Consider the following 26,657-nt stretch of genomic DNA (forward strand, 5'->3'; position numbering starts at 1 on the left):
GAGCCAGGATCAAACTCTCCATAAAAGAAATTTGATTAGCTCAAATTGTTTTGCTGGCATCAATTTTGATGTCCAAATTTTTTGTTTCGTTCACTAGCGAAAGCTAACTACTAAAAACTATATTGATTACGTTTTGCTTGTTCAGTTTTCAAGGTTCATTTTTTACTTTGTCGCGTCATCTCTTGGCGACTTATACATAATAACATCGATTATTCATGAAAGTCAACACTAAATCATAAGTTTTTTTAAGAAGTTTATTTTTCTCTTTAATATTTTAGAAACGAGGTTGTTATGATGGTTCGTAAAACGTTGATTTCATTGTTTTTCATCGTAATACTATTTGTTTTTATAAAGCCGATAAACTCAACTATGATTTCTGTATTTAATATCGCTGATGCTCCAGCAGTTGTAACAAAAGGGCATTACGGTACATCTCTTGTAGTAGAAATTTCTTTCTCTGATGAAGCACTAATGGACTGGCTTAACACTGTAAAAGAACCTTATCCACTCTTATTATTAGATGCTGCATGGATTAAACGATCACCAGAACAATTAAAAATCATACAAAAGCGGAAACTACCTACAGGATTATTAGGACCAGAGGATTCTATTGATGAACCTATTGATATGGCAGCCGTACAGAAAGATATCACTATTTACGAAAAATATTTAAAAGAAACACCCCTTTGGTTTGCTACTCGCAATCATCAATATTCTCAGGATTTACAAAAGAACTTATTTCAACAGCAAATAAACATACTTTCTCCATCTTTAATTTGGAGAGGAGAAAAAACACCTAAAATACAAAAGGGCGATTTTATTTTCATCACCTTGCATCAAAACAATCCAATTACATTTAAAGATATAAATACTTTGCTACAACAAAATAAATTTATGTCAATTGAAGAAAATATTTTTGGATATAAAGTTCAAACTAAAAAATCACCTTAAAAAAGTGCCTCCACATTAGCGGAGGCATCTTTATTATGCATTTGCGTTTTTCGCTTGTTCTCTACGTGCTTTACGGCGCGCTTCTAACTTTTGACGATCTTCATCAGATTTTGCATTATATTTGGGTAATACTAATAATTGATAGGCATTTACAGCAAGTAATGGGAATAGCAACAATGCAACATACTCGTTAATATTTTCATCTCGTCCCATTAAAGCAATCGTCCATTCCAACGTTGTAATAACAATCATAAAAAATAATGCTGAAATCAAAACATGCTTTTTCCCCGTCAATTTTACTTTTTGAACGGCTGTTGCAACTGCTCCAAAAATTAAAACAATTAATAATCCTAAATAGAATATCCAGCTTTGTCCCTCTTTAATTCCTGGGATAAAGCGGAAGAAAATAACGTCAAAAATAGTAATAGCAATTAAAAGTAACTGTACCCAATTCCATAGGGTCAATGTTCTAAAAATGTTAACTCCCACTTGATGGAGTGTTAAATAAGCAAAAAAGCCTGCTTGTGCAATTACACTCATTGTAAAACCTAAAAAGACCATCCATAAAAGCCCTGCTAAAAATTCTCCCCAATGACCATTTGTTATGTATGGTTGAAAGAAATCCCATCTAATAAATAAGCTACAAATTCCGTTGACAGCGCCTCCAACGAGCATTGCAAAAAAGAAAAACTTTGCCCAATTTCGTATCGTCACAACTAAAAGTCCCCCAATTTCTACAATATATCTGTATTTATTTTAACAATGCATTGTTAAAAAAGCTATTTCTCATCCTAACCAATACATAAAGTCATCGTAAATGTGAACAATAATTGAAAGAGTCTATCTATAGAAAGGACTGATGATTAATGCGAAAATTTACCTTATTACTAATTCTAATGCTTTTTCTTTCTGCCTGTTCACAAGATAAAACTTCTACCATGTCCTATGATGAAATAAAAAAAATTATGATTGACTCTTTACAAACTGAGGACGGTAAAAAGGCTTTACGGCAGCTTTTAGAGGAGCCTAGCTTTCGTGAATTATTGATTTTGGAGCATGATGAAGTGAAGAAGGCCACTGAGGAAACCTTACTTTCCAAGGAAGCAGAAGATTTTTGGAAGAAAACATTCGAAGATCCAAAGTTTAAAGAAACTGTCGCTAAAAGTATGCAAAAGCAGCAACAGGATATTATGAAGGAATTAATCAAAGATCCCACATTCCAAAAGGATATGGAGGCATTCTTTGGGCAGCCCGATATGCAAAAGCAGTTAGAAACAATTCTAAAGTCTTCCAACATGAGAAAACAAATGGAGGAAGTCGTAAAGGAAACAATTGAAAGTCCACTTATGCAAACTAAATGGCAGGAGCTTATTAAAAAAAGTGGCGGTGAAGGAACAGCACCTTCTGGTAAAAGTGAGAAAAAGGCAGGTAGCGGTGAAGGCACTGACAAAGGGCAAAAAACTACTCAGTAACTTCTTTATTTAAAAAACGGATTTCCTCATTTAATAATTTAGGAAATCCGTTTTTAATTATTTATTTAATTTATGAATCATTTTCGTCGCGATATCTAAATAAATTTGTCCAGTTGGGTGTTTTTCAGCATAAACAGAAGGGGCAAAATCTTCTTCTGACCAGTCAGGTTGACCAAGTGGAATTTGACCAAGTAATTCTGTACGTAGTTCTTCAGCTAACTTCGGCCCTCCACCTTGACCAAATACAAACTCACGATCACCTGATTTTGACTCGTACCATGCCATATTTTCAATAACACCTAAAATTTCATGTTCTGTTTGTAGAGCCATTGCACCTGCACGAGCTGCAACGAATGCTGCTGTAGGATGTGGTGTTGTAACAACAATTTCTTTCGATGAAGGCAGCATTTGATGAATATCTAGAGCTACGTCCCCGGTACCTGGTGGTAAATCGAGTAGCAGATAGTCTAATTCGCCCCATTCTACATCACGGAAGAATTGATCTAATACTTTACCTAGCATTGGTCCACGCCACACAATTGGTGCATTATTTTCAACAAAGAAGCCCATTGAAATCATTTTCACCCCGAAGCGATCAACTGGGAAAATTCGATTATCTACCACTTTTGGCATATCGGTAACACCCATCATATCTGGTACACTAAATCCGTAAATATCAGCATCAATCAAGCCTACCTTTTTACCAAGACGTGCTAATGCCACAGCGAGATTAACGGAAACTGTAGATTTCCCTACACCACCTTTACCTGATGCAATGGAAATAACTTGTACAGTGCTAAGAGGAGATAAAATATCCTGAGCCTCAGACTCAGTAGCCGTTCCACGGAAGCTTTGTAATTTCTCTGCTGATAGCTCCTCAAAGCGAATGCCTACTGTATTTGCTCCCGCTTCCTTCAAAACTTCAACAATTTTCATCTGTAATTGTAATTGTTCAGGTGTATTTGTTTTAGCAATCGCAATTTTTACACTGACATGATTTTTTTCTTCTTTTATTGATACATTTGAAATTCCATCTGTTTCTGCAAGTGATTTATGTAAAAATGGATCTTGTAGTTGTCCCAGTATTTCTCGTACTTGTTGTTCAGTAATCACGACGAACACTCCCCTTATTTTATCTCAATGTTAGTATATCATAATGATTTGATTTACGTTGTAGATGTTGCTCTATTCAATTTTAGCTAATAAATAGGCTTCTATACCTTCAACAATGGCATCACCCATTTTTTCTTGGTATTTTTTATCCGTTAAAAGTGCACGTTCCTCATCATTGCTGATAAATCCTGTTTCCACAAGTGCAGCAGGTACTTCAACTTTTTTCAGTAAATATATTTGTTTGATAGACAGTGCTTCTCGGTCTGTATTTTTTAAATTCGTACGTATAGATTCTTGGATGCTCTTTGCTAATAATTCACTTTCAGCATGTCCTTCTTTATGATAAAACACCTGTGCTCCACGCCATTTTGTCTCTGGAATAGCATTTGCATGAATTGTAATAAAAATATCTGGTTTTTCTTTTTCAACAATATCTTTTCTTAAAAAGATATCCTGCTTTTTTCGTTCACGCATTGTACCAAACTTCTCTGACGGCGCATGCTCCTCGATAACATCTCCATCCTGTGTTCGAGTCATTACAACCGTTGCGCCTTTTTTCTTTAGCTCTTTCTCGACATGCTGAGCAATTGCAAGTGTAATATCCTTTTCAATCACTTCGCCCTTTGAAGCTCCCCCATCCTGACCACCATGACCCGCATCAATGACAACCTTTTGGCCGCCAAGTGGGTCTGGCAGGAAGAAGTTACGGTCCGAAGCATTCGTTTCATATGCCACGACCACTATACTCATTAGCATAATTACTCCTAGTGCAAGCCAGCGCTTCACCCATATCCACCACCCTTTTACATTTAGTGTACGATGATAGTGAGAGAACTATGCCAGAAAGTGAAAAAAACTCGCAAGTATTAACATTGAGAGATTGATTTGTAATAGAAGTTAATATTTAAAAATGGCATTAGTCCCTTACAATTTTCGAACTAATGCCGTTAATGTCTATTTTTGTGTAAATTCTGGTTTAAACTTACCTGTATAAGGTTCATGCTCTACAAACACTGTGATATCCTTGCCATCTTTGTCTTTACCAGTTCTTAAATAAGTGAATTTCTTGTTATTAAGCTCAGTAATCTCAAGGATAGCCCCATATTTATTTTCACCTATTGAAACATGTGCTCTTAGCTTATTTCCATGAAGAACATTAAAGTAACCGTAATCTCCACGGCTTTCACCTGTTTCAGGATTGAAAAATTCATATCTATTCGTATCAGCATTATATTTAGCAATACTGATAAAATTTGTATTATATTGTGTTATATCATTTCCTTCTGCATCTAATACAACCGTTCCCTGCCAAAGTGTATCAGCTAAAATTTTATCGCCATCCACATCTTTTACAATTGTACCTGTGGAATTTTTTAATGCTTTATCTTCTTCAGTAAATGTTAGCTTTCTGTCTTTATAAGGAACATGCTCAACGAATACCTCTACATCGTTACCATTTGCATCTTTCCCCATTCTTTTATACGTAAATTTATTTTGCGTTAGCTCCGTAATTTCCACAATTGCTTGATAATTTTTCGATTCAGAAATCAATACTCTTTGCTTTCCATCATTCGTGATAAAGAAAACACCTTTATCATCGCGACTTTTCCCTGTTTGTGGATCAAAAAATTCGTAACGAGCTGAATTAGCATCATACTTAGCCAGACCAATAAAATTAGAATTTTCTGCGGTTAAATCCTTCTTATTTTTATCGTAAACTTTTGTGCCCTGCCAGTTGGTACTACTGAGAATATTTACATTCGCTTGACCTTTCGTCATTTCAATCTGCCTTTGATCTCCAGATTGCTCAGTTTTAACTTCCTCTTTCTTTTTTACATCTTGTTTACTCTGACATGCGGCAAGCAATGCCATTATAGCAAGTGAAATGATTAATAGCTTTTTCATGAATTGACCTCCATTTTATATATTCAGTTACTTCATGGTCCTCTACGAAATAACAGCTTACACGCAGTATCAGCCATTTCCGCGTAAAATACACATTACTTAGCAATTTATCCAACTGGAGATAACAGCGATTGTTATGTGAGCTACAGGATTATAATTAAATTTCTTCACACAAAAACAGCATCAGTCCCATAAAAGACTAATGCTGTTTTTCACCAAGGAGGAATTTGAAAATTTATTTGAGTGTGAATTCAGGATTATATTCACCTTCATATGGTTCATGCTCAACAAATACAGTTACTTCATTTCCATCTTTGTCTTTACCCATTCTTTTATACGTAAACTTCTTATCGTTTAGCTCTGTGATTTCAAGTGCTACACCATATTTATTGGCGCCAATTGAAACGTGGGCTCTAACTTTATTGCCATGGATAATATCAAAGTAACCATAGTCTCCACGACTTTCTCCTGTTTCAGGGTTAAAAAATTCATATTTATTTGTGTCTGCATCATATTTTGCGATACTGATGAAGTTCGTATTATATTCAGTTACATCATTACCAGCTTCATCTAACACTACAGTCCCATGCCACAATGTCTCTGCTAAGATCTTATCACCGTCCACGTTTTTTACAATATCACCTGTAGTAGCATCTAAAGTTTTATCCGCATCCGTGAAAGCAAGATCCTTATCATTATAAGGAATATGCTCAACAAAAACTTCTACATCGTTGCCTTCCTTATCTTTACCCATTCGTTTATAAGTAAAAATATTGTTGTTTAACTCTGTTATTTCCACAACGGCTTGGTAATTTTTCGATTCAGAAATTAAAATTCTGCTTTGACCATCATTTGTAATAAAGAATGTTCCTTTATCATCACGGCTTTCTCCAGTAGTCGCATCAAAGAATTCATAGTGACCTGTTTCAACATTATATTTAGCAAGACCAATAAAGTTTGCATTCTCAGCTGTTAAGTCATTATTATCTTTATCGTATACCTTTGTTCCTTGCCAGTTTGTACTACTAAGCATGTTAGCCATTTCTTGTCCTTTTGTTAACTGTGTATTATTTTCGATTGCGGCACTCTCTTTTTTTACTTCTGCACTTTCTGCATCATTTTCCTTTACAGTCTCTTTATCCTGACATGCAGCAAGGAGTGCCGTCGCTGCAACGGATACTATTAATAGCTTTTTCATATCTCCATTTACCCCCATAATTTAGTTATCTCAAGCCCTTTTTAGTTATTTATTGAGGCTTGATGTTCCATTGACAATCATATTAATATTGAATGTTAAACTCCCTCTAAATAATTCCTTAAAAAAATATAAACTTATCCGAAAATAATTTTAATAAATACTTCTTATTACCTTAAAAAAGCCATCTAATTTGAATAAAAATCTGTCAAAATAGAGTAAATACAAAAAAACCCAATTCCTCGCATTAAAATTGAGAAATAGGGCTTTTATCCTTACTCCAGAAAAGTGGCCTTTAATAGAATAACTACTATAGGATTTTATTCAAAAACATTTATATTGAAAGTAATTGTTAATAGCAATGTTCAATATTCAATTGCGTTATTATTTTGATGACAATTTATAGCTTCTTTTAAAAATTCTAGCTCCTTCTCGGTGAAAGGGTTTGGAAATGAAATTGGTTCTGTAAAGGGAAGCTTCTCTTTAATTGAATCTAAGTTTCCTTTTGCAGTTTCATCTATTAGTTTTAGGAGTATTTCTATTGTTTCTTGCGCCTCTTTTGAAGAAGGTATAGCTTTCGTAAAAGATAATTGTTTGATTTTAGTCAAAACCCTACTCCATTTTTTGTCTAAATTAATTTCTTCCTGCTTACTAATATTAAATAAATGATCATTAAAATCGTTCTCCTTCAACCACTTTTCAGTATCTTCTTCAAATATTAATTTTTGAAGCATTGAACAAAACACATCAACATTAATAATTTCCTCAGCTTCTGTTATTTTAATAAGATGATTTAAATCAGATATAATGTTGGCAATCTCAACTTTTTTTGCTTCAAATAACTTCTTTTGATAAGTTAAAGATTTTATTAATATTTCACCTTCAACTGTTTGTTTTTCAAGTATAGTTTTAATATCTTTTAAAGGAAGGCCTAAAAACTGTAGAGCTTTAATTTTTTGTAAAAGTCTTAAATCTTCTTGTGAGTATAATCTATGTCCTCCATCTGTATAATCACTTGGTTTCAATAAGTCTATGCTGTCATAATATCGAAGAGTTCGGATGCTAACACCAGACTTTTGTACAAATTCCCCTATAGTAAATATATCTTTATCCAATATTATCACCTCATTGAAAAGCTTTGTCGCTTAGTAATATAAGATTATATTTTATACCTTAAAATATCTTATAACTGGGTAAGAAAACTTTTTTCCCTTTAAAGTATAAATCGTGGCAATTAAAATTAATATGGTTTCCAGTATAATCAGTGCAAAGGATAGAATAGAAACCATGTTAATTTTTTTAGATACAAAAGTTAATATTAGTAAAATAGGGAAAAAAGTAAAATGAAGATTCATCCCTTCTTTTGCGTGATTGGCAAAATAATCATTCCTACCTTTCGTTACCAGATATACTAATATCGGTAAAATAAAGGTTAACAAAAGTGAGAATAAATGCATAAAACTTGCTAGGACCCTGTTTAATAAACTTTCCTTTTTCAATAGTCCTACCTCCAGTGTCATAAATTATTAGTTACCGTTTTATTCGGTAACTAAATTCATCATAAAAGGTGACGCTACTAGAGATACAAGTATAAATTTTTATTTTATTTCAAAATGGTTTTTCACCACAACTTGGGGTTGACTTAAAAATTTGATTATTTTCGATAAAATAATTCCTTATTCAAACGCAATTTTTAGGTTAGTGCAAATTGTTAGCTTACTTTTTGTAATACGCTATCATGATAGTTAAATAATCTATTTCTGAATTAGGTCTTTCCCGTATTACCTAAGGTTAATTTCATCCTTTATCACCTAGCTGTTTTAATCAAAGGGTCTATTAACGGGATATTATTTTTGTTCAACATAAAAAAGCTCCTCTCAGGTAAACCTGAGAAGAGCTTGGAAACGTTGATATAACAACGATATTAACGTTTTGAGAACTGAGGTGCACGACGAGCGCCGCGTAGACCTGGTTTTTTACGTTCTTTCATGCGTGAATCACGAGTAAGTAATCCAGCAGATTTTAGTGCAGCACGGAAATCTGGGTCTACTTGAAGTAGAGCACGAGCGATACCGTGACGAACAGCACCAGCTTGACCAGTGTATCCACCACCGTTAACGTTTACGTGGATATCATAGCTTCCTGTAGTTTCAGTAGCTACTAATGGTTGTTTAATTACTTCACGTAGTGCAGCGAATGGTACGTATTCTTCGATTTCACGTTTGTTGATAACAATTTTACCTGTACCTGGTACTAAACGTACGCGAGCTACAGAGCTTTTACGGCGACCAGTGCCGATGTATTGAACTTGTGCCAAAGTAATATCCTCCTCTTAATTTATATTATCCGCGAAGCTCGTATGCTTCTGGTTTTTGTGCAGCATGTGGATGCTCTGTTCCTGTGTAAACATTAAGTTTAGTGAACATTTTGCGACCTAAAGAGTTTTTAGGAAGCATACCTTTAACTGCTAATTCGATCATTCTTGTTGGGTACTTATCTAGCATTTCACCAGCAGTACGAGTTTTTAAACCACCAGCGAATTGAGTGTGGTGACGGTAAAGTTTACCTTCTAATTTGTTACCAGTTAAATGGATTTTATCAGCGTTGATGATGATTACGTGATCACCTGTGTCAACGTTTGGTGTGAATGTTGGTTTATGTTTACCACGTAAGATTGCAGCTACTTCAGAAGCTAAACGTCCAAGAGTTTGGCCTTCTGCATCAACTACTAACCATTTACGGTCTACTTCGTGACCTTTAGCCATGAATGTTGTACGCATGTATATATCCTCCTAATCGATTCGATTACCGTTATTTTTCATTAAACTACACTATAAGTTTCGGGGCTTATTTGTGGTGGTAATGAAAATACCATCTGTTATCATATAATGAATGACTTTTAAAGTCAAGCAATTTCATTAAACACCTGGTGAAGTTGTTCAGAATGATAGAACGTCACTAGTAGAACACTTTTTCTAAGTATAACCCTTGTGGTGGTGCGGTTTTTCCCGCTTTATCACGGTCTTCTGAGGCGATTATAAGTGCCACATTATCTATAGCACGTCGACCTACACCAACCTCCCAAAGTGTACCTGCAATAATACGAACCATATTATATAAGAAGCCAGTACCTTCGATCACCATATGAAGCTCTTCCCCATGCCATTCAAATTGCAGTGTTGTTACTGTGCGTACTTTATCCTTCACACTTGTATTTGCTGCACAAAAGCATGAAAAGTCATGTGTACCAATGATAGCCTTCGCCGCCTCCTGCATTGCATCTACATTAGGTTTGACGCCATTTGTCTCAACCGTGAAATGTCTACGAAACGGACTTTGAACACGCTCGCAGGACCAAATATAGCGGTATCGCTTTCCAGTCACACTGTATCGTGCATGGAAGTCATGTACTACTTCCTCTACTGACAATACGCGAATATCTCTAGGAAGCTGTACATTCAAAGCCTTGCTATACTTGTCAGTTGGAATGGCAAGTGGTGTATCAAAATGCAATGTTTGTCCGGTTGCATGGACTTTCGCATCTGTACGGCCACTTGCGGTAACTTTTATCTTTTCCCCTTTATGCATAATGGTAAGAACTCGCTCAAGCTCAGCCTGGACTGTGCGCTCTCCAGGCTGTACCTGATAGCCAGAAAAATGTGTTCCATCATAGCTAATAATTACTTTTAATCGTCGCATAAAGCTAACTCCTTTAACTTCTATAAAAGAATAGCAATACAGCTATTGCTACTAGTAACACCAAAGCAAATGTATCACCCATATCCCACTTTAGCTTACGATATCTAGTGCGTCCCTCTCCTCCACGGTAGCCTCTTACTTCCATAGCTGTTGCTAAATCCTCCGCCCGTTTAAAGGCACTAACAAAGAGAGGAACTAGCAATGGAACCACTGCCTTAATACGATCCGTTAATGGTCCTGAGGATAAATCTGAGCCACGTGCCATTTGAGCCTTCATAATTTTATCAGTTTCATCCATTAACGTGGGAATGAAGCGTAATGAAATAGACATCATCAAGGCTAACTCATGTACAGGCACTTTTAAAGCTTTTAATGGATTTAGCAGTACTTCAATGCCATCTGTAATTGAGATCGGTGAGGTTGTAAGAGTTAAGATAGATGTCATAAAGACCAATACTAGAAAACGTACTGAAATAAAAATCCCTTGTCGTATTCCCTCTTCGTAGATTTTAATATACTTCCAATCAAATACCAAGGCACCTTCCCTTGTCATAAAAATATGAAGTAAGAAGGTAAAGGCCATTAAAAATAGTACTGGCTTTAAACCGTTGATTAAAAAATACAGACGTATACGCGATACAAATACAATAAGTAAGGTAAAGGCTAGAAGCATAGCATATGTCGCTGTATTGTTTGCTAAAAATACGATAATAATGAACGCGAAGACAAATAGTAGCTTTGAACGCGGATCAAGCCTATGGACAGGAGAATTTCCTGGTAGGAAGCGTCCAAATATCATTTTTTCCATCATGATTCTGCACGCTCCTCTCGTAGCATTCGAGCAACTTCAGAAGCGAGCTCCTCTTCCGTTAAACATACTTTTTGCAAAGGCTTTTTCATCATTTGCTCAATTTTTTGCTGAAAGCGTACTATACGAGGAGGCTCTAAGCGGAAATTTTTTAATGTCTCGACATCTTTAAAAATCTCTTGCGGTGTACCACTCAATACGTTTTTTCCTTCATGCATAATAACAATATTATCTGCATAACGAGCTGCGTCCTCCATACTATGCGTAACTAGGATTGTCGTAAGCCCTCGTTCCTGATGAAGATTATAAAACATATCCATAATTTCCTTTTGACCACGCGGATCAAGCCCAGCAGTTGGTTCATCTAAAACAATCACCTCTGGCTCCATGGCTAATACACCTGCAATTGCTACTCTTCGCATCTGTCCACCTGATAAATCAAAAGGTGATTTTTCAAGTATGTTCTCTGGCAGACCTACTAAGTCTACTAATTCCTTTGCACGTGCTTCAGCCTCTTGTTCTGAAACGCCGAAATTCATAGGACCAAACATAATATCCTTTAACACGGTTTCTTCAAACAGTTGATGTTCTGGAAATTGAAACACAATACCAACCTTTTGGCGAACAGCCTTTAAATCCTTCGCCTTTTTACCAGCTACAACAATACGGTCACCTATATGTACTTCCCCAGAAGTAGGTCTTAGAAGTGCGTTAAAGTGCTGAAGTATGGTTGATTTACCTGAGCCTGTATGCCCAATAATCGCTTGATACGTATGTGATGGGATTTCAAAATCTACATCGAATAATGCCCGTTTTTCAAAGGGTGTGCCCTGTGCATAGGCATAGCTTACTTGTTGAAGTTTGATGTCCATAAGTCATTCACCAACTCTTCTTCTGTCATATGTTGTCCCATTAATGGAACACCTTCCTTTTGCAGTAACTTTGAAAGCTTCATGGCAAATGGTAAGTCAAGCCCTAGCTCAACTAGCTTGTCCCCAAGTGCAAATATTTCTACAGGTGTACCTTCGGCAAATTTCTTACCATCGTTCATGAAAAGGATACGATCCGCAAGCATCGCCTCTTCTAAATCATGTGTAATGGATAGTACTGTTAATCCTGTTTCAGCTCGTAAAGTTTGAACTGTCTGTAATACTTCACCACGTCCCTGTGGATCTAGCATAGACGTAGCTTCATCGAGGATAAGAAGCTTTGGTTTTAACGCAAGTGCTCCTGCGATGGCAACACGCTGCTTTTGCCCACCTGATAAGTGATGAGGCTCATGATCTAAGAAATCACTCATTTTCACTTGCTCTAGTGCTGCATGTACACGTTTCACCATTTCTTCAAAGGGTACACCGTTATTTTCAAGAGCAAAGGCTACATCATCCTGCACAGTCGCTCCAACAAATTGATTATCAGGATTTTGAAAAACCATCCCCATCTGCGAACGGCTCTCCCAAAGATTCTCTTCTGTTAATACTTCGCGTAATATACGTACATCGCCCTGTTGTGGATATAACAATCCATTCATTAGCTTTGCAATCGTAGATTTACCAGAACCGTTATGACCCACGATAGCAATCCATTCACCCTCCTGCACTGCAAAGCTAACATTCTCCACAGCATTACGGCTTTCATGATCTTCTGGTGTATATGAGAATGTTACATTATTTAACGATAGAATTTCAGACATTTCTAGAACTCCTCTCTACATGCTCAGCTCTACTAACTAACTTACACTGTTTTATGTATGATTTCTACTACAATCATTATGTCGATAAAAGAAAAGTGATAAAAACATTGTAGTAATTTCTATCCAACTCTTTTACATTAAACAGAACATCCAAGATTTTAAGGTCCGTTAACATGGATTGTTCACATCATGTTGATGAATGTATTTAATATGAAAAAGCAAGTTTCCAAGCCCATATATTAAAAAAAGCACCACAATTTGGCGCTGTCTTACATAATAAAAAAGCGCGCACCTCATTCAATAGAAATGCGCTAGTCGTTACATTTACAAGAAACATGGGTGCTCAAACCCTTGTTTCCTCGAATGAGGTGCGGAGAGCTAAACGAGACGCCACACAACAGTGCCCGCTCATCATAACGCTCAGCTTAATTATTTGTCGTATAAATCATTTATAAAGAAAGAGGGTGGTGATTCCCACCCTCTTCACCACAAGTTTTCTCTTATGATTAAACTAATTCAATCACAACTACAGGTGCACCGTCACCACGACGAGGACCTACTTTAAGAATACGAGTGTAACCACCTTGACGTTCTGCATAACGTGGCGCAACATCATCAAATAACTTTTGAAGTGCAAATGAAGTTGTTTCGTTACCTTCTGCATCAGTAGTTGTTACTAGTTCACGACGGATGAATGCAGCAGCTTGACGGCGTGCATGTAAATCTCCGCGTTTACCTAAAGTAATCATTTTTTCAACAGCTTTACGTACTTCTTTAGCGCGAGCCTCAGTAGTTTCGATACGCTCGTTGATGATTAAATCAGTAGCTAAGTCACGTAACATCGCTTTACGTTGAGAACTTGTACGACCAAGTTTTCTGTAACCCATGGATGTTTCCCTCCCTTATAAAAAAATATCTGATCTTGTAAGTTTTGTTTAAATCGCTTAGTCTTCTTTGCGTAATCCTAAACCAAGCTCTTCTAACTTCGCTTTTACTTCTTCTAGTGACTTACGTCCAAGGTTACGAACTTTCATCATATCGTCTTCTGACTTGTTTGCAAGCTCAAGTACTGTATTAATACCCGCTCGTTTCAAGCAGTTATAAGAACGAACAGAAAGATCAAGTTCTTCGATAGTCATCTCTAAAACTTTTTCTTTTTGATCCTCTTCTTTTTCGACCATGATTTCAGCAGTTTGTGCCTCATCAGTCATGCCAACGAAGATGTTAAGATGCTCGGTTAAAATTTTTGCTCCGAGCGAAATCGCCTCTTTCGGACCGATGCTACCATCTGTCCACACATCAAGAGAAAGTTTATCGTAGTCAGAAGACTGACCTACACGAGTATTTTCCACTTGGAAATTGACGCGTGATACTGGAGTGTAAATAGAGTCGATCGGGATCACGCCGATAGGAAGATCCTCACGTTTGTTTTGATCAGCAGGAGTGTAACCACGGCCGCGTTGAGCGTACATACGCATACGTAAATGACCGTTTTTAGCGATTGTTGCAATATATAGATCTGGGTTTAAAATTTCTACGTCACTGTCATGTGTAATGTCAGCAGCCGTAACTGTACCATCGCCTTTTACATCAATCTCAATAACTTTTTCTTCGTCAGAGTAGATTTTAAGAGCAAGTTTTTTCACGTTCAAAATAATTGAAGCTACATCCTCTACCACGCCTTCTACTGTTGAGAATTCGTGAAGAACACCGTCAATTTGAATTGAAGTGACAGCAGCTCCTGGTAATGAAGACAGAAGGATACGACGTAAAGAATTACCCAAAGTGTTTCCATATCCGCGTTCAAGCGGTTCTACAACAAACTTTCCATATTTGGAATCTTCGCTGATCTCCACCGTTTCAATCTTTGGTTTTTCAATTTCGATCATTTCATTTACCCTCCTTCAAAACATCGAATGTATAGGTTCTTTCCATCATAGATTCGATCGTCAATGACGTATCGTTTATTATCTGCACAAGACAGTCTGTACAAAAAATGATGTTCTCATACAATATGAGACGCACCCATTACACGCGACGACGTTTTGGCGGACGGCAACCATTGTGAGGAACTGGAGTAACGTCTTTAATAGCAGTTACTTCTAACCCAGCAGCTTGAAGTGCACGAATTGCAGCTTCACGACCTGCACCAGGACCTTTAACAGTTACTTCCAACGTTTTCAGACCATGTTCAAGGGATGTTTTAGCAGCAGTTTCTGCAGCCATTTGAGCAGCGAATGGTGTAGATTTACGTGAACCACGGAAACCAAGAGCACCAGCACTTGACCAAGATACAGCGTTACCTTGCATATCTGTAATCGTTACAATTGTATTGTTAAATGTAGAACGAATGTGTGCAATACCAGATTCGATATTCTTTTTCACACGACGTTTACGAGTTTGTTGTTTACGAGCCATGTTAAGAAGGAACCTCCTTTACCAATTATTTTTTCTTGTTCGCAACTGTTTTACGAGGACCTTTACGCGTACGCGCATTGTTCTTCGTATTTTGACCACGAACAGGTAAACCACGACGGTGACGGATACCACGGAATGAACCGATTTCCATCAGACGTTTAATATTTAATGAAGTTTCGCGACGTAAGTCACCTTCAAGTTTGTATGAATCTAATTGTTCACGGATTTTGTTTAACTCATCTTCAGTTAAGTCGCGTACGCGTGTATCTTCTGAAATGCCTGCGTCAGCTAATACTTTCTGAGCTGTAGTTTTACCAATACCGAAAATGTACGTTAATGAAATTACCACGCGTTTGTCGCGAGGAATGTCAACACCAGCAATACGTGCCATGTACGTTGTGCACCTCCTTCAGAATTATCCTTGTTTTTGTTTGTGTTTAGGATTTTCACAGATTACCATTACTTTACCGCGTCGGCGAATTACTTTACATTTTTCGCAGATCGGTTTCACAGATGGTCTCACTTTCATCTAACCTAACCTCCTTAGTAGTCCGGAGCGCAAAAGATTATTTAAAACGGTATGTGATACGACCGCGAGTTAAATCATAAGGAGATAACTCGATAGTAACCTTATCTCCAGGTAGAATGCGGATAAAGTGCATACGAATCTTACCAGATACGTGTGCTAGAATCACATGTCCATTTTCTAATTCTACCTTAAACATCGCGTTTGGCAAAGTCTCAACAACTGTTCCTTCGACTTCAATTACATCATCTTTCGCCATCTACTCTGTCTCCTCTCTATATGCAAATTAAAGTTCTCATCGTTACATCAAACGGATATCTGCTGCAACCATCGAAGCAACCTCGTTTCAACATATGTTTGGATTGTATGAGAGATGTTTGAAAGACGCTCGTCTGGTTTCGCTTCACACAATCCACGGAATCTACAGGACCAGCAAAGGACACTGAATCTCCCATGTTTACACGAATACCGGAATGTCTTGGATGAGATATTCATACCCGTTACACAGATGCTTCCACGAAACCCATTATACTCCTTTAAAAATAATGTTGCACTTTTTAAAAGAAATATATACCGGGCACAATATGCTTTTGCAACTCTCAAAAAAATTATGTTTCGTTGTTGCTTCCGCATGCCTCCCGCGGAAGCAGTATTCTGCGCCCGGAGCCGGGTATCAGCTGCGGCTGCCCTGTAATAGAGCATCAAGATCAGCAAATACTTTGTTAATATCTTGCTGTCCATCTATATTAGTTAACACACCTTTAGCTTCATAGAAATCAAGTAAAGGCTGTGCTTGTTTCATATTTACGTCCAGACGGTTTGCAACCGTTTCAGGATTATCATCCGCACGTGTATAAAGCTCGCCACCATCTTTATCACATTTTCCTTCCTCAGCAGGAGGATTAAAAATTAAATGATAGGATGTACCGCAAGTTTTACAAATACGACGACCTGATAGACGAGCAATTAACTCATCTCTTTCAACTTGAATGTTAAGCGTATGTTCAATTGCCTTGCCTAGATCAGCAAGAATGCTATCTAAAGCTTCAGCTTGTGGAACAGTACGAGGGAAACCATCTAATAAGAAGCCCTTTTCACAATCAGGCTTAGCAAGTCGCTCACGAACAATACCAATCGTTACTTCATCTGGAACTAAAGCTCCTTGATCCATAAACGATTTAGCCTGTAAGCCTAGTTCTGTGCCTTCTTTAATAGCAGCACGGAACATATCGCCTGTAGAAATATGAGGAATCGCGTACTTCTCAACAATCTTATCTGCCTGTGTACCTTTACCAGCACCTGGCAGACCCATTAAAACGATATTCATAAGGAAATATTCCTCCCACAAAAGGTTTGCTGATTTCAGGAAACGATGAAACGTTCCCCAAAAACCAACATTATTTCATAAAGCCTTTGTAGTGACGTTTAACAAGTTGAGACTCTAGCTGTTTCATCGTTTCGAGCGCTACGCCGACTACGATAATAATACTTGTACCACCGATCTGCACAGTGGCAGGTAGTTTCATAAAGTTCATGAATAAAATCGGCATTACAGAAAGAACAGTTAAGAAAATCGCACCGACAAATGTCAGACGATATAACACGCTTGTTAAATACGTTTGCGTACTTTCACCAGGACGAATACCTGGAATGTAAGCACCTTGCTTTTTCAAGTTATCAGCCACATTTTCTGGATTCACTTGTACGAATGCATAGAAATATGTGAATGCGATAATTAAAACAATATAAACAATCATTCCAACAGGTTTTTCATAATTGAATATGTTTTCAATGAATGTTGTCACATCATTTTTACCGAAGAACGGAACTAACATACGAGGTGTCATCAAGAACGCTGATGCAAAGATTACCGGAATAACCCCTGCAGCATTTACTTTTAACGGTAAATGCGTTTGTTGACCACCAGTTTGCTGGTTACGTCCTGTAACTCGTTTTGCATATTGAATTGGAATTTTACGTAGTGCTTGTTGCACATAGATAACTCCAACAACAACTGCAAGCATAATTAAAATAAGTAAGCCTAGGATAACCAGATTGATAAATAGCTTATCACCAGCACCCTCGATTTGTTGTGCATAAACTTGGTTGATACTTGTAGGTAATGCCGCAACTATACCTGCGAAAATTACAATCGAAATACCATTACCAACACCATGCGCAGTAATTTGTTCAGCAAGCCAAACTAGGAATGCTGTACCCGCTGTTAATACAATACAAATTGTAACATAAGTTAAAATTCCTTCTTCCTTAATCAATGATCCGCCATACATTTTATTAAAACCAAATGACATCGCGAATGACTGAATAAAAGCAAGAATAATTGTAAAGTAGCGCGTGAATTGAGCAAGTTTACGTCGTCCGACTTCACCTTGCTTTGCCCATTCAGCAAATTTCGGTACTACGTCCATTTGCAATAACTGAACAATGATTGAAGCAGTGATGTATGGATAAATCCCCATAGCGAAGATGGAGAAGTTTTTCAGCGCACCACCGCCAAAAGTATTCAGGAAACCAACGAGATTCAACTCATCAGTTACCTTTAATACATTAGCATCAACGTTTGGTACTGGCACAAACGTACCAATACGGAAAACGATCAACAATAAAAGGGTGAAAATGATTTTATTTCGTATATCTCGAACACGCATAAAGTTAGAGATTGTCTGAAACATTAAATCACCTCAGTAGTTCCGCCGGCATTCTCGATTGCTTCTTTTGCTGAAGCTGAGAATTTATGAGCTTTTACAGTAAGCTTTTTGTTTAGAGTTCCGTTGCCAAGAACTTTAATTCCAGCTTTTTCATTGCTCACAAGACCAGTTTCAAGTAATAATGCAGTAGTTACCTCTGCACCGTCTTCGAAACGGTTTAAAGTGTCAAGGTTAACGATAGCGTATTCTTTACGGTTAATGTTCGTAAAGCCACGTTTTGGTAAACGACGGAATAATGGGTTTTGACCGCCCTCGAAGCCTGGGCGTACACCGCCACCAGAACGAGCGTTTTGACCTTTATGACCTTTACCTGCTGTTTTACCGTTACCAGAACCGATACCACGACCAACGCGGTTGCGTTGCTTACGAGAACCTTCTGCTGGTTTTAACTCATGCAGTTTCATAGTGGGTGGCACCTCCTTGTTCAATAATTGGAAATTAAATTTCTTTTACAGTAACTAAGTGAGCTACTTTATCTAACATACCGCGAGTTGCTGCATTATCAGCTTTCTCAACAGTTTGATGTAATTTACGTAAACCTAGAGCTTCGATTGTCTTACGTTGCGCCGGTTTAGTACCAATCACAGATTTTGTAAGGGTGATTTCTAATTTGTTAGCCATTATCTTTCCCCCCTTATCCTAATATTTCTTCCACTGATTTACCACGTAATTTAGCTACGTCCTCTACGCGTTTTAATTCAGTTAAACCTTGAACAGTTGCACGCACCATGTTGATTGGTGTGTTTGATCCAAGTGATTTTGAAAGAATATCAGTAATACCAGCAAGCTCAAGTACGGCACGTACTGGGCCACCAGCGATAACTCCTGTACCAGGAGCAGCAGGTTTGATTAGGATTTCTCCTGCACCAAAGCGACCTTGCACTAAGTGTGGAGTTGTTCCACCTACGCGTGGCACTTCGATTAAGTTTTTCTTCGCATCTTCAACAGCTTTGCGGATAGCATCTGGCACCTCTTGAGCTTTACCAGTACCGAAACCTACATGACCGTTTCTATCGCCAACTACAACTAATGCTGTGAAGCGGAAGCGACGTCCACCTTTAACAACTTTAGCAACACGGTTAATAGTAACTACGCGTTCTTCAAGTTCTCCAAGTTTGTTTGCGTCAATACGACTCATGAAATGTGTCCCTCCTTCTTATTAAAATTCTAAACCGTTCTCACGTGCAGCTTCAGCTAAAGCTTTAACGCGTCCATGATATAAGTAACCACCACGGTCAAATACTACAGCAGTAATATTTTTTTCCGTAGCGCGTTTTGCGATTGTTTCACCGACTTTAGTTGCAGCATCAACATTGTTACCAGCACCATCGAAACTATTTTCTTGAGAAGATGCGCTAACAATTGTTACGCCTGCTACGTCATCGATAAGTTGCGCGTAAATGTTCTTGTTAGAACGGAATACGTTTAAGCGTGGACGCTCAGCTGTACCCGAAATTTTAGAACGTACACGAGCATGACGTTTTTTACGAACCTGATTTTTATCTTGTTTCGTAATCACAAGGGTCACTCCTTTCTAATGCTTAGGCAGCATTATTTACCTGTTTTACCTTCTTTACGACGAACATATTCGCCTTCATAACGGATACCTTTACCTTTGTAAGGCTCTGGTGGACGCACGTCACGGATGTTAGATGCAAGAGCACCAACGCGTTCTTTGCTGATACCTTTAACGATGATTTTAGTGTTAGAAGGAACTTCAATTTCTAGACCATCTTCAGGTGTGAACTCAACTGGATGTGAATAACCTACGTTAAGTACAAGTTTTTTTCCTTGTAATTGCGCACGGTAACCAACACCGATAAGCTCTAAAGATTTTTCGAAACCAGCAGAAACACCAGTAACCATGTTCGCTAGAAGCGCACGAGTAGTACCGTGGTTTGTGCGGTGTTCTTTTGAATCAGAAGGACGTGATACTGAGATTACGTTACCTTCTTGCTCAATTTTCATATCTTGGTGGAAAGAACGAACAAGTTCGCCTTTAGGACCTTTAACAGTAACATTGTTGTCAGCTGCAACAGTAACAGTTACGTTAGCTGGTACCTCGATAATTTTTTTACCTACACGAGACATTTAGTTGCACCTCCATTCATTTATTGCTAATTACCAAACGTATGCTAGAACTTCGCCGCCAACTTGTTTAGCGCGAGCTTCTTTATCTGTTAATAAACCTTGTGAAGTTGACACTAAAGCGATACCAAGTCCGTTCAATACTTTAGGTACTTCATTTGTTTTAGCATATACTCGTAGACCAGGTTTAGAAATACGTTTTAAGCCAGTGATAACACGCTCGTTATCTTTACCGTATTTTAAGAAGATACGGATAATACCTTGCTTATTGTCTTCCACGTATTCTACGTCACGTACGAAACCTTCACGCTTTAAAATTTCAGCGATTTCTTTTTTCACGTTGGAAGCTGGTACTTCTAACTTCTCGTGACGAACCATGTTCGCATTACGAATGCGAGTAAGCATATCTGCAATCGGATCAGTCATTGTCATTACATTTACCTCCTTCCCAAATTAGGGGATTACCAGCTGGCTTTTTTCACGCCAGGAATTTGTCCCTTATATGCAAGTTCTCGGAAACAAATACGGCAAAGTTTGAATTTGCGATATACTGAATGTGGACGACCACAGCGTTCACAACGTGTATATTCTTGTACTTTAAACTTTTGCTTACGTTGTTGTTTAACGATCATAGATTTTTTAGCCACGTTTTCGCCCTCCTTGTTTGATTACTTTTGGAACGGCATACCGAATTGTGTCAATAACTCGCGAGCTTCTTCATCAGAATTCGCTGTCGTTACGATCACGATGTCCATACCGCGTACTTTTGAAACTTTATCGTAATCGATTTCTGGGAAAATTAATTGCTCTTTAACACCTAAAGTGTAGTTACCGCGACCATCGAATGCTTTTTTAGAAACACCACGGAAGTCACGTACACGAGGTAGTGAGATTGAGATTAATTTGTCCAAGAATTCATACATACGCTCACCGCGTAATGTAACTTTAGCACCGATAGGCATACCTTCACGTAGACGGAAGCCTGCGATCGATTTTTTCGCTTTCGTTACTACTGGTTTTTGACCAGTGATGATTGTTAATTCTTCTACAGCTGCATCTAATGCTTTTGAGTTTTGAACTGCATCACCAACACCCATGTTGATAACGATTTTCTCAACCTTTGGCAGTTGCATAACTGATTTATATCCAAACTTGCTCATAAGAGCAGGTGAAACTTCATTTAAATATTTTTCTTTTAGGCGGCTCATGTGTGTACCTCCCTTCTATTTATACTAATTAGTCGATTACTGCACCTGATTTTTTTGCAACACGAACTTTTTTACCGTTTTCGATTTTATAACCTACACGAGTCGGCTCGCCAGATTTAGGATCGATTAGCATTACGTTCGAAACGTGAATTGCAGCTTCTTGGCTTACAATTCCACCTTGTGGATTCAATTGGTTAGGTTTTACGTGTTTTTTCACGATGTTCACACCTTCAACAAGAACGCGATCTTGTTTAGGGTAAGCAGCAAGAATTACGCCTTCTTTGCCTTTATCCTTACCAGTGATAACCTTAACCTTGTCACCTTTTTTTACATGCATGCTGTCGCACCTCCTTGATTGGCACTATCATGAAATTAAAGAACTTCTGGAGCTAGAGAAACGATTTTCATGAAGTTGCTGTCACGTAATTCACGTGCAACAGGTCCGAAAATACGAGTTCCGCGTGGTGATTTATCATCACGAATAATTACACAAGCATTTTCATCAAATTTGATGTACGTACCATCTTTACGACGTACGCCTGATTTAGTACGAACGATAACAGCCTTAACAACGTCACCCTTCTTGACAACGCCACCTGGTGTTGCTTTCTTAACTGTACAAACAACGATATCACCGATGTTAGCAGTTTTACGGCCAGAGCCACCAAGCACTTTAATTGTAAGAACTTCACGTGCACCTGAGTTGTCAGCAACTTTCATACGACTTTCTTGTTGGATCACTTAGGTTACCTCCCTTCGGAAATTGGTTGTTCCGAAATAGTTATTAAATAATAACCGCTTTTTCTACAACTTCAACTAGACGGAAACGTTTAGTAGCTGATAGCGGGCGAGTTTCCATGATACGTACGATATCACCGATTTTCGCTGTGTTTAACTCATCATGAGCTTTAAACTTTTTAGAGTATTTTACACGTTTACCATAAAGCTTGTGCTTTTTGTAAGTCTCAACTAAAACAGTAACAGTTTTGTCCATTTTATCTGAAACAACGCGGCCCGTGTAAACTTTGCGTTGATTACGCTCAGTCATACTTGAAAACCTCCTTTATCAGTTATTTGCACTGATTTCTCTTTCACGAATAACAGTTTTCATACGCGCGATTGCTTTACGCACTTCACGAATACGAGCTGTGTTTTCTAATTGACCAGTCGCCAATTGGAAGCGAAGGTTGAAAAGCTCTTCTTTCAGTGATTTCACTTTTAATTCAATTTCAGAAGTGGCAAGGTCACGGATTTCATTAGCTTTCATTAGATTCACCACCAGTTTCTTGACGTTTTACGATTTTACATTTAACAGGAAGCTTATGTGATGCTAAACGAAGTGCTTCACGTGCAACCTCTTCAGATACACCAGCAATTTCGAACATAACTTTTCCTGGTTTTACTACTGCTACCCAACCTTCAGGAGAACCTTTACCAGAACCCATGCGGACTTCTAGAGGTTTTTTAGTGTAAGGTTTGTGTGGGAAGATTTTAATCCAAACTTTACCGCCACGTTTCATGTAACGAGTCATCGCGATACGAGCAGATTCGATTTGACGGTTAGTAATCCAGCTAGCTGTTTGAGCTTGTAAGCCCCATTCGCCGAAAGTTACTTCTTTACCGCCTTTCGCTTCGCCACGCATGTTTCCGCGGTGTTCACGACGGTATTTTACGCGTTTAGGCAATAACATATTATTTGCCTCCTTCCACAGATTTCTTCGTAGGAAGAACTTCACCACGGTAGATCCATACTTTAACGCCTAATTTACCGTAAGTAGTGTCAGCTTCTGCGTGTGCATAATCAATGTCAGCACGTAGAGTATGAAGTGGAACAGTTCCTTCACTATAGTGTTCAGCACGCGCAATATCAGCGCCACCTAAACGACCAGATACTTGTGTTTTAATTCCTTTTGCACCAGCGCGGATTGTGCGTTGGATCGCTTGCTTTTGCGCACGACGGAAAGATACACGGTTTTCTAATTGACGAGCGATGTTTTCAGCTACTAAGCGAGCATCAAGATCAGCACGTTTGATTTCGATAATATTGATGTGTACACGTTTACCAGTTAAATCGCTAAGGTATTTACGAAGATTTTCAACTTCAGTACCACCTTTACCGATTACCATACCTGGTTTCGCAGTGTGAATTGTAATGTTTACACGGTTTGCAGCACGTTCGATTTCTACTTTAGAAACAGAAGCGTCTTTAAGAGCCGTTTCAATATATTTACGCACTTTGATGTCTTCGTGAAGTAGAGTTGCATAGTCTTTTTCAGCGTACCATTTTGACTCCCAGTCACGAATAATACCAACGCGTAGTCCTATTGGATGTACTTTTTGACCCACGGATTAACCCTCCTTCTTCTCAGATACCACTAGAGTAATGTGGCTTGTGCGTTTGTTAATTGCGCTTGCACGTCCTTGTGCACGTGGACGGAAACGTTTTAATGTTGGACCTTCATCAACGAAAACTTCAGAAACTACTAAAGAGTTGATGTCAAGATCATAATTGTGCTCAGCGTTAGCAACTGCAGATTTTAATACTTTTTCAACGACTGGAGACGCCGCTTTTGGAGTATGACGTAAAATTGCAACTGCCTCACCAACTTGCTTGCCTCGAATTAAGTCTACAACTAGACGTACCTTACGAGGAGCAATGCGAACTGTACGAGCGATAGCTTTAGCTTGTGTCATTAGGATTTACCTCCTCTCAAAATTAGCGTCTTGTTTTCTTGTCGTCTGCACCGTGACCTTTGTAAGCACGTGTCGGTGCGAACTCACCAAGTTTGTGGCCAACCATATCTTCTGTTACGTATACTGGAACGTGTTTACGTCCATCATAAACAGCAATCGTTAAACCGATGAAGTTCGGGAAGATTGTAGAACGGCGTGACCAAGTTTTGATAACTTGTTTTTTCTCAGAAGCCTCTTGTGCCTCCACTTTTTTCATTAAGTGGTCATCGACAAAAGGTCCTTTTTTCAAGCTGCGACCCATGTAGGAACCTCCCTCCGTGATTCCACCACGGCTCTCACATAGAACCGTAGTTTAATCACTTTATTTTTTACGACCACGGATAATAAATTTATCCGATTTGTTTTTCTTCTTGCGAGTTTTGTAACCAAGTGCTGGTTTACCCCAAGGAGTCATCGGTGATTTACGTCCGATTGGAGAACGTCCTTCACCACCACCGTGTGGGTGATCGTTAGGGTTCATTACAGAACCACGAACTTCTGGGCGTTTACCTAACCAACGGCTACGACCTGCTTTACCGATGTGTACAAGTTCGTGTTGTTCGTTACCAACTTGACCGATTGTAGCGCGGCAAGTAGCTAACACTAAACGTACTTCACCAGATTGAAGACGAACGATTACGTATTTATCTTCACGACCAAGTACTTGCGCAGAAGTACCAGCAGAACGTACTAATTGTCCACCTTTACCAGGTTTTAATTCGATGTTATGGATAGTTGTACCCATTGGAATGTTTGCTAATGGTAATGCATTCCCTACTTTAATATCAGCATCAGGACCAGACACGATTGTTTGACCAACCTCTAGACCTTTTGGTGCTAAAATGTAAGCTTTTGCTCCATCAGCGTAGTTGATTAATGCGATATTCGCAGAACGGTTTGGATCATATTCAATAGTAGCAACTTTTGCCGGAATGCCATCTTTAACACGTTTGAAATCGATAACACGGTATTGCTTCTTATGACCACCACCATGATGACGAACAGTGATTTTACCTTGGTTGTTACGACCAGCTTTGCGTTTAGTTGGTTCAAGCAATGATTTCTCAGGCTTGTTAGTTGTAATTTCCGCAAAGTCTAATGACGTCATATTACGACGACCGTTAGAGGTAGGTTTATACTTTTTAATCGCCATTGTGTTTTCCCTCCTTCTTGAGTGTTCAAATCATAAATCCATTAAGGATTACATTTCGAATAATTCAATTTCTTTGCTATCAGCAGTTAATTTAACAATCGCTTTACGACGTTTGTTTGTGTAACCACCATAACGGCCAACGCGTTTGAATTTACCTTTGTAGTTAAGAACGTTTACTTTCTCAACTTTTACGCCAAAGATTTCTTCTACTGCGTCTTTTACTTGAGTTTTGTTTGCGCGAGTGTCTACTTCAAAAGTATACTTTTTCTCTGCCATAAGTTCTGAAGAACGCTCAGTAATGACCGGACGTTTTAAAATATCACGTGCTTCCATTATCCAAGCACCTCCTCAACTTTTTCTACTGCAGATTTAGTGAATACAACTTTATCATGACCTAATAGATCAAGAACGTTGATTCCATTTGCAGTTAAAACTGTTACACCTGGGATGTTACGAGCAGATAATGCTACGTTTTCATCTAGATCAGCAGTTACGAATAAAGATTTTTTCTCTAAAGAAAGATCTTTAAGAATTTTTGTGAATTCTTTTGTTTTTGGTGCTGCTAGTGTAAGAGCATCAAGAACTAAGAAATTTTGTTCTACTACTTTAGCTGATAAAGCAGATTTAAGAGCTAAACGACGAACTTTTTTAGGTAATTTATAAGAATAGCTACGTGGTGTAGGACCGAATACGATACCACCACCGCGCCATTGTGGAGAACGGATAGAACCTTGACGAGCACGACCAGTTCCTTTTTGACGCCATGGTTTACGACCACCACCAGCAACTTCAGAACGGTTTTTCACCTTGTGATTACCTTGACGAAGAGAAGCGCGTTGAGCTACTACAGCGTCGAATAATACTGCTTCATTTGGCTCGATTCCGAAAATCGCATCGTTTAATTCGATTTCACCAACTGAAGCACCTGTTTGACTAAGTACAGATACTTTTGTCATTCCTGTTTCC

41 protein-coding genes and 2 pseudogenes are annotated in these 26,657 nt (G+C 38.3%); 2 read left to right on the plus strand and 41 right to left on the minus strand.

Annotated elements, in window-relative coordinates; all coding sequences use genetic code 11:
- Positions 1 to 369 precede the first annotated feature (369 nt).
- Positions 370 to 951, plus strand: coding sequence for a hypothetical protein (locus AC2CGN_RS15030; RefSeq protein WP_429983456.1), 582 nt, complete (start codon positions 370 to 372; stop codon positions 949 to 951).
- A gap of 33 nt (positions 952 to 984) precedes the next feature.
- On the opposite strand, the gene AC2CGN_RS15035 is transcribed toward AC2CGN_RS15030, so the two are convergent.
- A complete protein-coding gene (locus tag AC2CGN_RS15035; RefSeq protein ID WP_429983457.1) occupies positions 985 to 1,665 on the minus strand; it encodes a KinB-signaling pathway activation protein in 681 nt (226 codons plus the stop codon).
- Positions 1,666 to 1,817: 152 nt separating this feature from the next.
- Between AC2CGN_RS15035 and gerD the strand changes: the two genes are divergently transcribed.
- Positions 1,818 to 2,423, plus strand: a complete 606-nt coding sequence (gene gerD, locus AC2CGN_RS15040; RefSeq protein WP_429986350.1) for a spore germination lipoprotein GerD — start codon at positions 1,818 to 1,820, stop codon at positions 2,421 to 2,423.
- A 57-nt stretch (positions 2,424 to 2,480) separates the two neighbouring features.
- Here gerD and AC2CGN_RS15045 read toward each other — a convergent pair whose 3' ends face one another.
- The 40 genes and pseudogenes from AC2CGN_RS15045 to rplD all read right to left on the minus strand — a co-directional run bounded on the left by AC2CGN_RS15045 (position 2,481) and on the right by rplD (position 26,647).
- Entirely contained in the window at positions 2,481 to 3,536 is a 1,056-nt protein-coding gene (locus AC2CGN_RS15045) for a P-loop NTPase (RefSeq protein WP_286925681.1), read from the minus strand.
- A 72-nt stretch (positions 3,537 to 3,608) separates the two neighbouring features.
- A complete protein-coding gene (locus tag AC2CGN_RS15050; RefSeq protein ID WP_286925680.1) occupies positions 3,609 to 4,322 on the minus strand; it encodes an N-acetylmuramoyl-L-alanine amidase in 714 nt (237 codons plus the stop codon).
- Positions 4,323 to 4,490: 168 nt separating this feature from the next.
- Positions 4,491 to 5,441: a DUF4822 domain-containing protein gene (locus AC2CGN_RS15055; RefSeq protein ID WP_484514713.1), complete on the minus strand. Its 951-nt coding sequence runs from the start codon at positions 5,439 to 5,441 to the stop codon at positions 4,491 to 4,493.
- 235 nt (positions 5,442 to 5,676) lie between these two features.
- Positions 5,677 to 6,504, minus strand: a pseudogene (locus AC2CGN_RS15060) (DUF4822 domain-containing protein); the annotation flags it as partial.
- Between the two features lie 497 nt (positions 6,505 to 7,001).
- Positions 7,002 to 7,760 (minus strand): MerR family transcriptional regulator, encoded by a 759-nt coding sequence (locus tag AC2CGN_RS15065; RefSeq protein ID WP_429988300.1) that lies wholly within the window; start codon positions 7,758 to 7,760, stop codon positions 7,002 to 7,004.
- A gap of 42 nt (positions 7,761 to 7,802) precedes the next feature.
- Positions 7,803 to 8,135 carry a magnetosome magnetite crystal formation protein family gene (locus AC2CGN_RS15070; protein WP_429983463.1) on the minus strand — a complete coding sequence of 111 codons (333 nt, stop codon included), beginning with the start codon at positions 8,133 to 8,135 and terminating at the stop codon, positions 7,803 to 7,805.
- A gap of 425 nt (positions 8,136 to 8,560) precedes the next feature.
- Positions 8,561 to 8,953, minus strand: coding sequence for a 30S ribosomal protein S9 (gene rpsI, locus AC2CGN_RS15075; protein ID WP_004233744.1), 393 nt, complete (start codon positions 8,951 to 8,953; stop codon positions 8,561 to 8,563).
- Between the two features lie 25 nt (positions 8,954 to 8,978).
- The gene (gene rplM, locus AC2CGN_RS15080) at positions 8,979 to 9,416 is read right to left on the minus strand and encodes a 50S ribosomal protein L13 (RefSeq protein WP_004233742.1); all 438 of its coding nucleotides are present in this window, start codon (positions 9,414 to 9,416) and stop codon (positions 8,979 to 8,981) included.
- A 178-nt stretch (positions 9,417 to 9,594) separates the two neighbouring features.
- Positions 9,595 to 10,335 (minus strand): tRNA pseudouridine(38-40) synthase TruA, encoded by a 741-nt coding sequence (gene truA / locus AC2CGN_RS15085; protein ID WP_484514716.1) that lies wholly within the window; start codon positions 10,333 to 10,335, stop codon positions 9,595 to 9,597.
- A 13-nt stretch (positions 10,336 to 10,348) separates the two neighbouring features.
- On the minus strand, positions 10,349 to 11,146 hold the full coding sequence (locus AC2CGN_RS15090) for an energy-coupling factor transporter transmembrane component T family protein (RefSeq protein ID WP_054771434.1): 798 nt from the start codon (positions 11,144 to 11,146) through the stop codon (positions 10,349 to 10,351).
- Positions 11,143 to 12,015 (minus strand): energy-coupling factor ABC transporter ATP-binding protein, encoded by an 873-nt coding sequence (locus tag AC2CGN_RS15095; RefSeq protein ID WP_286925673.1) that lies wholly within the window; start codon positions 12,013 to 12,015, stop codon positions 11,143 to 11,145. The genes AC2CGN_RS15090 and AC2CGN_RS15095 overlap by 4 nt, the downstream gene beginning before the upstream one ends.
- Complete coding sequence (locus tag AC2CGN_RS15100) at positions 11,991 to 12,836, minus strand: energy-coupling factor ABC transporter ATP-binding protein (RefSeq protein WP_286925672.1); 846 nt, start codon at positions 12,834 to 12,836, stop codon at positions 11,991 to 11,993. Before AC2CGN_RS15100 ends, AC2CGN_RS15095 begins: the two co-directional genes overlap by 25 nt.
- A gap of 506 nt (positions 12,837 to 13,342) precedes the next feature.
- Positions 13,343 to 13,723, minus strand: a complete 381-nt coding sequence (gene rplQ / locus AC2CGN_RS15105; protein ID WP_012296051.1) for a 50S ribosomal protein L17 — start codon at positions 13,721 to 13,723, stop codon at positions 13,343 to 13,345.
- A 57-nt stretch (positions 13,724 to 13,780) separates the two neighbouring features.
- Positions 13,781 to 14,725: a DNA-directed RNA polymerase subunit alpha gene (locus AC2CGN_RS15110; protein ID WP_004233733.1), complete on the minus strand. Its 945-nt coding sequence runs from the start codon at positions 14,723 to 14,725 to the stop codon at positions 13,781 to 13,783.
- A 139-nt stretch (positions 14,726 to 14,864) separates the two neighbouring features.
- Entirely contained in the window at positions 14,865 to 15,254 is a 390-nt protein-coding gene (gene rpsK, locus AC2CGN_RS15115) for a 30S ribosomal protein S11 (RefSeq protein WP_004233731.1), read from the minus strand.
- A gap of 25 nt (positions 15,255 to 15,279) precedes the next feature.
- Entirely contained in the window at positions 15,280 to 15,645 is a 366-nt protein-coding gene (gene rpsM / locus AC2CGN_RS15120; protein WP_004233729.1) for a 30S ribosomal protein S13, read from the minus strand.
- Positions 15,646 to 15,669: 24 nt separating this feature from the next.
- Complete coding sequence (gene rpmJ / locus AC2CGN_RS15125; protein ID WP_000868344.1) at positions 15,670 to 15,783, minus strand: 50S ribosomal protein L36; 114 nt, start codon at positions 15,781 to 15,783, stop codon at positions 15,670 to 15,672.
- 37 nt (positions 15,784 to 15,820) lie between these two features.
- Positions 15,821 to 16,039: a translation initiation factor IF-1 gene (gene infA, locus AC2CGN_RS15130; RefSeq protein ID WP_004233690.1), complete on the minus strand. Its 219-nt coding sequence runs from the start codon at positions 16,037 to 16,039 to the stop codon at positions 15,821 to 15,823.
- Between the two features lie 86 nt (positions 16,040 to 16,125).
- A pseudogene (locus AC2CGN_RS15135) lies at positions 16,126 to 16,194 on the minus strand (hypothetical protein); the annotation flags it as partial.
- A 259-nt stretch (positions 16,195 to 16,453) separates the two neighbouring features.
- A complete protein-coding gene (locus tag AC2CGN_RS15140) occupies positions 16,454 to 17,107 on the minus strand; it encodes an adenylate kinase (protein WP_286925574.1) in 654 nt (217 codons plus the stop codon).
- 70 nt (positions 17,108 to 17,177) lie between these two features.
- Positions 17,178 to 18,473 carry a preprotein translocase subunit SecY gene (gene secY / locus AC2CGN_RS15145; protein WP_286925572.1) on the minus strand — a complete coding sequence of 432 codons (1,296 nt, stop codon included), beginning with the start codon at positions 18,471 to 18,473 and terminating at the stop codon, positions 17,178 to 17,180.
- Positions 18,473 to 18,913, minus strand: a complete 441-nt coding sequence (gene rplO, locus AC2CGN_RS15150; RefSeq protein WP_054771430.1) for a 50S ribosomal protein L15 — start codon at positions 18,911 to 18,913, stop codon at positions 18,473 to 18,475. Before rplO ends, secY begins: the two co-directional genes overlap by 1 nt.
- A gap of 34 nt (positions 18,914 to 18,947) precedes the next feature.
- The gene (rpmD, locus tag AC2CGN_RS15155; RefSeq protein ID WP_054771429.1) at positions 18,948 to 19,130 is read right to left on the minus strand and encodes a 50S ribosomal protein L30; all 183 of its coding nucleotides are present in this window, start codon (positions 19,128 to 19,130) and stop codon (positions 18,948 to 18,950) included.
- A 13-nt stretch (positions 19,131 to 19,143) separates the two neighbouring features.
- On the minus strand, positions 19,144 to 19,647 hold the full coding sequence (rpsE, locus tag AC2CGN_RS15160) for a 30S ribosomal protein S5 (protein ID WP_054771428.1): 504 nt from the start codon (positions 19,645 to 19,647) through the stop codon (positions 19,144 to 19,146).
- Positions 19,648 to 19,668: 21 nt separating this feature from the next.
- Positions 19,669 to 20,028 (minus strand): 50S ribosomal protein L18, encoded by a 360-nt coding sequence (rplR, locus tag AC2CGN_RS15165; protein WP_286925571.1) that lies wholly within the window; start codon positions 20,026 to 20,028, stop codon positions 19,669 to 19,671.
- A gap of 32 nt (positions 20,029 to 20,060) precedes the next feature.
- Positions 20,061 to 20,600 (minus strand): 50S ribosomal protein L6, encoded by a 540-nt coding sequence (rplF, locus tag AC2CGN_RS15170; protein WP_054771426.1) that lies wholly within the window; start codon positions 20,598 to 20,600, stop codon positions 20,061 to 20,063.
- A gap of 30 nt (positions 20,601 to 20,630) precedes the next feature.
- Positions 20,631 to 21,029, minus strand: a complete 399-nt coding sequence (gene rpsH, locus AC2CGN_RS15175; RefSeq protein ID WP_008181717.1) for a 30S ribosomal protein S8 — start codon at positions 21,027 to 21,029, stop codon at positions 20,631 to 20,633.
- A gap of 29 nt (positions 21,030 to 21,058) precedes the next feature.
- Positions 21,059 to 21,244: a type Z 30S ribosomal protein S14 gene (locus tag AC2CGN_RS15180; protein ID WP_004233656.1), complete on the minus strand. Its 186-nt coding sequence runs from the start codon at positions 21,242 to 21,244 to the stop codon at positions 21,059 to 21,061.
- A gap of 21 nt (positions 21,245 to 21,265) precedes the next feature.
- Positions 21,266 to 21,805, minus strand: coding sequence for a 50S ribosomal protein L5 (gene rplE, locus AC2CGN_RS15185; protein ID WP_004233654.1), 540 nt, complete (start codon positions 21,803 to 21,805; stop codon positions 21,266 to 21,268).
- 28 nt (positions 21,806 to 21,833) lie between these two features.
- A complete protein-coding gene (rplX, locus tag AC2CGN_RS15190; RefSeq protein ID WP_053482809.1) occupies positions 21,834 to 22,142 on the minus strand; it encodes a 50S ribosomal protein L24 in 309 nt (102 codons plus the stop codon).
- A 35-nt stretch (positions 22,143 to 22,177) separates the two neighbouring features.
- Entirely contained in the window at positions 22,178 to 22,546 is a 369-nt protein-coding gene (gene rplN, locus AC2CGN_RS15195) for a 50S ribosomal protein L14 (RefSeq protein WP_004233650.1), read from the minus strand.
- A gap of 43 nt (positions 22,547 to 22,589) precedes the next feature.
- Positions 22,590 to 22,853 carry a 30S ribosomal protein S17 gene (rpsQ, locus tag AC2CGN_RS15200; RefSeq protein WP_004233648.1) on the minus strand — a complete coding sequence of 88 codons (264 nt, stop codon included), beginning with the start codon at positions 22,851 to 22,853 and terminating at the stop codon, positions 22,590 to 22,592.
- 18 nt (positions 22,854 to 22,871) lie between these two features.
- Positions 22,872 to 23,072: a 50S ribosomal protein L29 gene (gene rpmC / locus AC2CGN_RS15205; RefSeq protein WP_004233646.1), complete on the minus strand. Its 201-nt coding sequence runs from the start codon at positions 23,070 to 23,072 to the stop codon at positions 22,872 to 22,874.
- Positions 23,062 to 23,496, minus strand: a complete 435-nt coding sequence (rplP, locus tag AC2CGN_RS15210) for a 50S ribosomal protein L16 (protein WP_004233644.1) — start codon at positions 23,494 to 23,496, stop codon at positions 23,062 to 23,064. The genes rpmC and rplP overlap by 11 nt, the downstream gene beginning before the upstream one ends.
- Before the next feature lies 1 nt (position 23,497).
- The gene (gene rpsC, locus AC2CGN_RS15215; protein ID WP_004233642.1) at positions 23,498 to 24,151 is read right to left on the minus strand and encodes a 30S ribosomal protein S3; all 654 of its coding nucleotides are present in this window, start codon (positions 24,149 to 24,151) and stop codon (positions 23,498 to 23,500) included.
- A 3-nt stretch (positions 24,152 to 24,154) separates the two neighbouring features.
- On the minus strand, positions 24,155 to 24,499 hold the full coding sequence (gene rplV / locus AC2CGN_RS15220) for a 50S ribosomal protein L22 (protein WP_004233639.1): 345 nt from the start codon (positions 24,497 to 24,499) through the stop codon (positions 24,155 to 24,157).
- Between the two features lie 22 nt (positions 24,500 to 24,521).
- Positions 24,522 to 24,800 carry a 30S ribosomal protein S19 gene (gene rpsS, locus AC2CGN_RS15225; RefSeq protein WP_036151954.1) on the minus strand — a complete coding sequence of 93 codons (279 nt, stop codon included), beginning with the start codon at positions 24,798 to 24,800 and terminating at the stop codon, positions 24,522 to 24,524.
- Between the two features lie 60 nt (positions 24,801 to 24,860).
- A complete protein-coding gene (gene rplB / locus AC2CGN_RS15230; protein ID WP_054771424.1) occupies positions 24,861 to 25,691 on the minus strand; it encodes a 50S ribosomal protein L2 in 831 nt (276 codons plus the stop codon).
- Between the two features lie 48 nt (positions 25,692 to 25,739).
- Complete coding sequence (rplW, locus tag AC2CGN_RS15235) at positions 25,740 to 26,024, minus strand: 50S ribosomal protein L23 (protein ID WP_004233628.1); 285 nt, start codon at positions 26,022 to 26,024, stop codon at positions 25,740 to 25,742.
- Complete coding sequence (gene rplD, locus AC2CGN_RS15240; protein ID WP_004233626.1) at positions 26,024 to 26,647, minus strand: 50S ribosomal protein L4; 624 nt, start codon at positions 26,645 to 26,647, stop codon at positions 26,024 to 26,026. The genes rplW and rplD overlap by 1 nt, the downstream gene beginning before the upstream one ends.
- Between the last annotated feature and the right edge of the window lie 10 nt (positions 26,648 to 26,657).

This window comes from Lysinibacillus sp. DFXJR4, assembly GCF_057196045.1.

Bases quoted from the DNA above. Each gene is read 5' to 3' on its own strand.
- rplP (WP_004233644.1), bottom strand. From the start codon at position 23,496: ATGTTATTGCCTAAACGCGTAAAATACCGTCGTGAACACCGCGGAAAC.
- gerD (WP_429986350.1), top strand. From the start codon at position 1,818: ATGCGAAAATTTACCTTATTACTAATTCTAATGCTTTTTCTTTCTGCC.
- truA (WP_484514716.1), bottom strand. From the start codon at position 10,335: ATGCGACGATTAAAAGTAATTATTAGCTATGATGGAACACATTTTTCT.
- rpsE (WP_054771428.1), bottom strand. From the start codon at position 19,647: ATGAGTCGTATTGACGCAAACAAACTTGGAGAACTTGAAGAACGCGTA.
- AC2CGN_RS15090 (WP_054771434.1), bottom strand. From the start codon at position 11,146: ATGATGGAAAAAATGATATTTGGACGCTTCCTACCAGGAAATTCTCCT.
- rplM (WP_004233742.1), bottom strand. From the start codon at position 9,416: ATGCGTACAACATTCATGGCTAAAGGTCACGAAGTAGACCGTAAATGG.
- rpmC (WP_004233646.1), bottom strand. From the start codon at position 23,072: ATGAAAGCTAATGAAATCCGTGACCTTGCCACTTCTGAAATTGAATTA.
- AC2CGN_RS15055 (WP_484514713.1), bottom strand. From the start codon at position 5,441: ATGAAAAAGCTATTAATCATTTCACTTGCTATAATGGCATTGCTTGCC.
- rpsK (WP_004233731.1), bottom strand. From the start codon at position 15,254: ATGGCTCGTAAACAACAAACTCGTAAACGTCGTGTGAAAAAGAATATC.
- AC2CGN_RS15095 (WP_286925673.1), bottom strand. From the start codon at position 12,015: ATGGACATCAAACTTCAACAAGTAAGCTATGCCTATGCACAGGGCACA.
- rplF (WP_054771426.1), bottom strand. From the start codon at position 20,600: ATGTCTCGTGTAGGTAAAAAAATTATCGAGGTACCAGCTAACGTAACT.
- rpsH (WP_008181717.1), bottom strand. From the start codon at position 21,029: ATGACAATGACTGATCCGATTGCAGATATGCTTACTCGCATTCGTAAT.
- rpmJ (WP_000868344.1), bottom strand. From the start codon at position 15,783: ATGAAAGTGAGACCATCTGTGAAACCGATCTGCGAAAAATGTAAAGTA.
- rplX (WP_053482809.1), bottom strand. From the start codon at position 22,142: ATGCATGTAAAAAAAGGTGACAAGGTTAAGGTTATCACTGGTAAGGAT.
- AC2CGN_RS15110 (WP_004233733.1), bottom strand. From the start codon at position 14,725: ATGATCGAAATTGAAAAACCAAAGATTGAAACGGTGGAGATCAGCGAA.
- rplD (WP_004233626.1), bottom strand. From the start codon at position 26,647: ATGACAAAAGTATCTGTACTTAGTCAAACAGGTGCTTCAGTTGGTGAA.
- rpmD (WP_054771429.1), bottom strand. From the start codon at position 19,130: ATGGCTAACAAATTAGAAATCACCCTTACAAAATCTGTGATTGGTACT.
- rplV (WP_004233639.1), bottom strand. From the start codon at position 24,499: ATGACACAAGCTAAAGCTATCGCTCGTACAGTTCGCATTGCTCCTCGT.
- AC2CGN_RS15030 (WP_429983456.1), top strand. From the start codon at position 370: ATGATTTCTGTATTTAATATCGCTGATGCTCCAGCAGTTGTAACAAAA.
- rplB (WP_054771424.1), bottom strand. From the start codon at position 25,691: ATGGCGATTAAAAAGTATAAACCTACCTCTAACGGTCGTCGTAATATG.
- secY (WP_286925572.1), bottom strand. From the start codon at position 18,473: ATGTTTCAGACAATCTCTAACTTTATGCGTGTTCGAGATATACGAAAT.
- rpsM (WP_004233729.1), bottom strand. From the start codon at position 15,645: ATGGCACGTATTGCTGGTGTTGACATTCCTCGCGACAAACGCGTGGTA.
- rplW (WP_004233628.1), bottom strand. From the start codon at position 26,024: ATGGAAGCACGTGATATTTTAAAACGTCCGGTCATTACTGAGCGTTCT.
- AC2CGN_RS15140 (WP_286925574.1), bottom strand. From the start codon at position 17,107: ATGAATATCGTTTTAATGGGTCTGCCAGGTGCTGGTAAAGGTACACAG.
- rplO (WP_054771430.1), bottom strand. From the start codon at position 18,913: ATGAAACTGCATGAGTTAAAACCAGCAGAAGGTTCTCGTAAGCAACGC.
- infA (WP_004233690.1), bottom strand. From the start codon at position 16,039: ATGGCGAAAGATGATGTAATTGAAGTCGAAGGAACAGTTGTTGAGACT.
- rplQ (WP_012296051.1), bottom strand. From the start codon at position 13,723: ATGGGTTACAGAAAACTTGGTCGTACAAGTTCTCAACGTAAAGCGATG.
- AC2CGN_RS15100 (WP_286925672.1), bottom strand. From the start codon at position 12,836: ATGTCTGAAATTCTATCGTTAAATAATGTAACATTCTCATATACACCA.
- rplE (WP_004233654.1), bottom strand. From the start codon at position 21,805: ATGAGCCGCCTAAAAGAAAAATATTTAAATGAAGTTTCACCTGCTCTT.
- rpsS (WP_036151954.1), bottom strand. From the start codon at position 24,800: ATGGGTCGCAGCTTGAAAAAAGGACCTTTTGTCGATGACCACTTAATG.
- rpsQ (WP_004233648.1), bottom strand. From the start codon at position 22,853: ATGACTGAGCGTAATCAACGCAAAGTTTACACGGGCCGCGTTGTTTCA.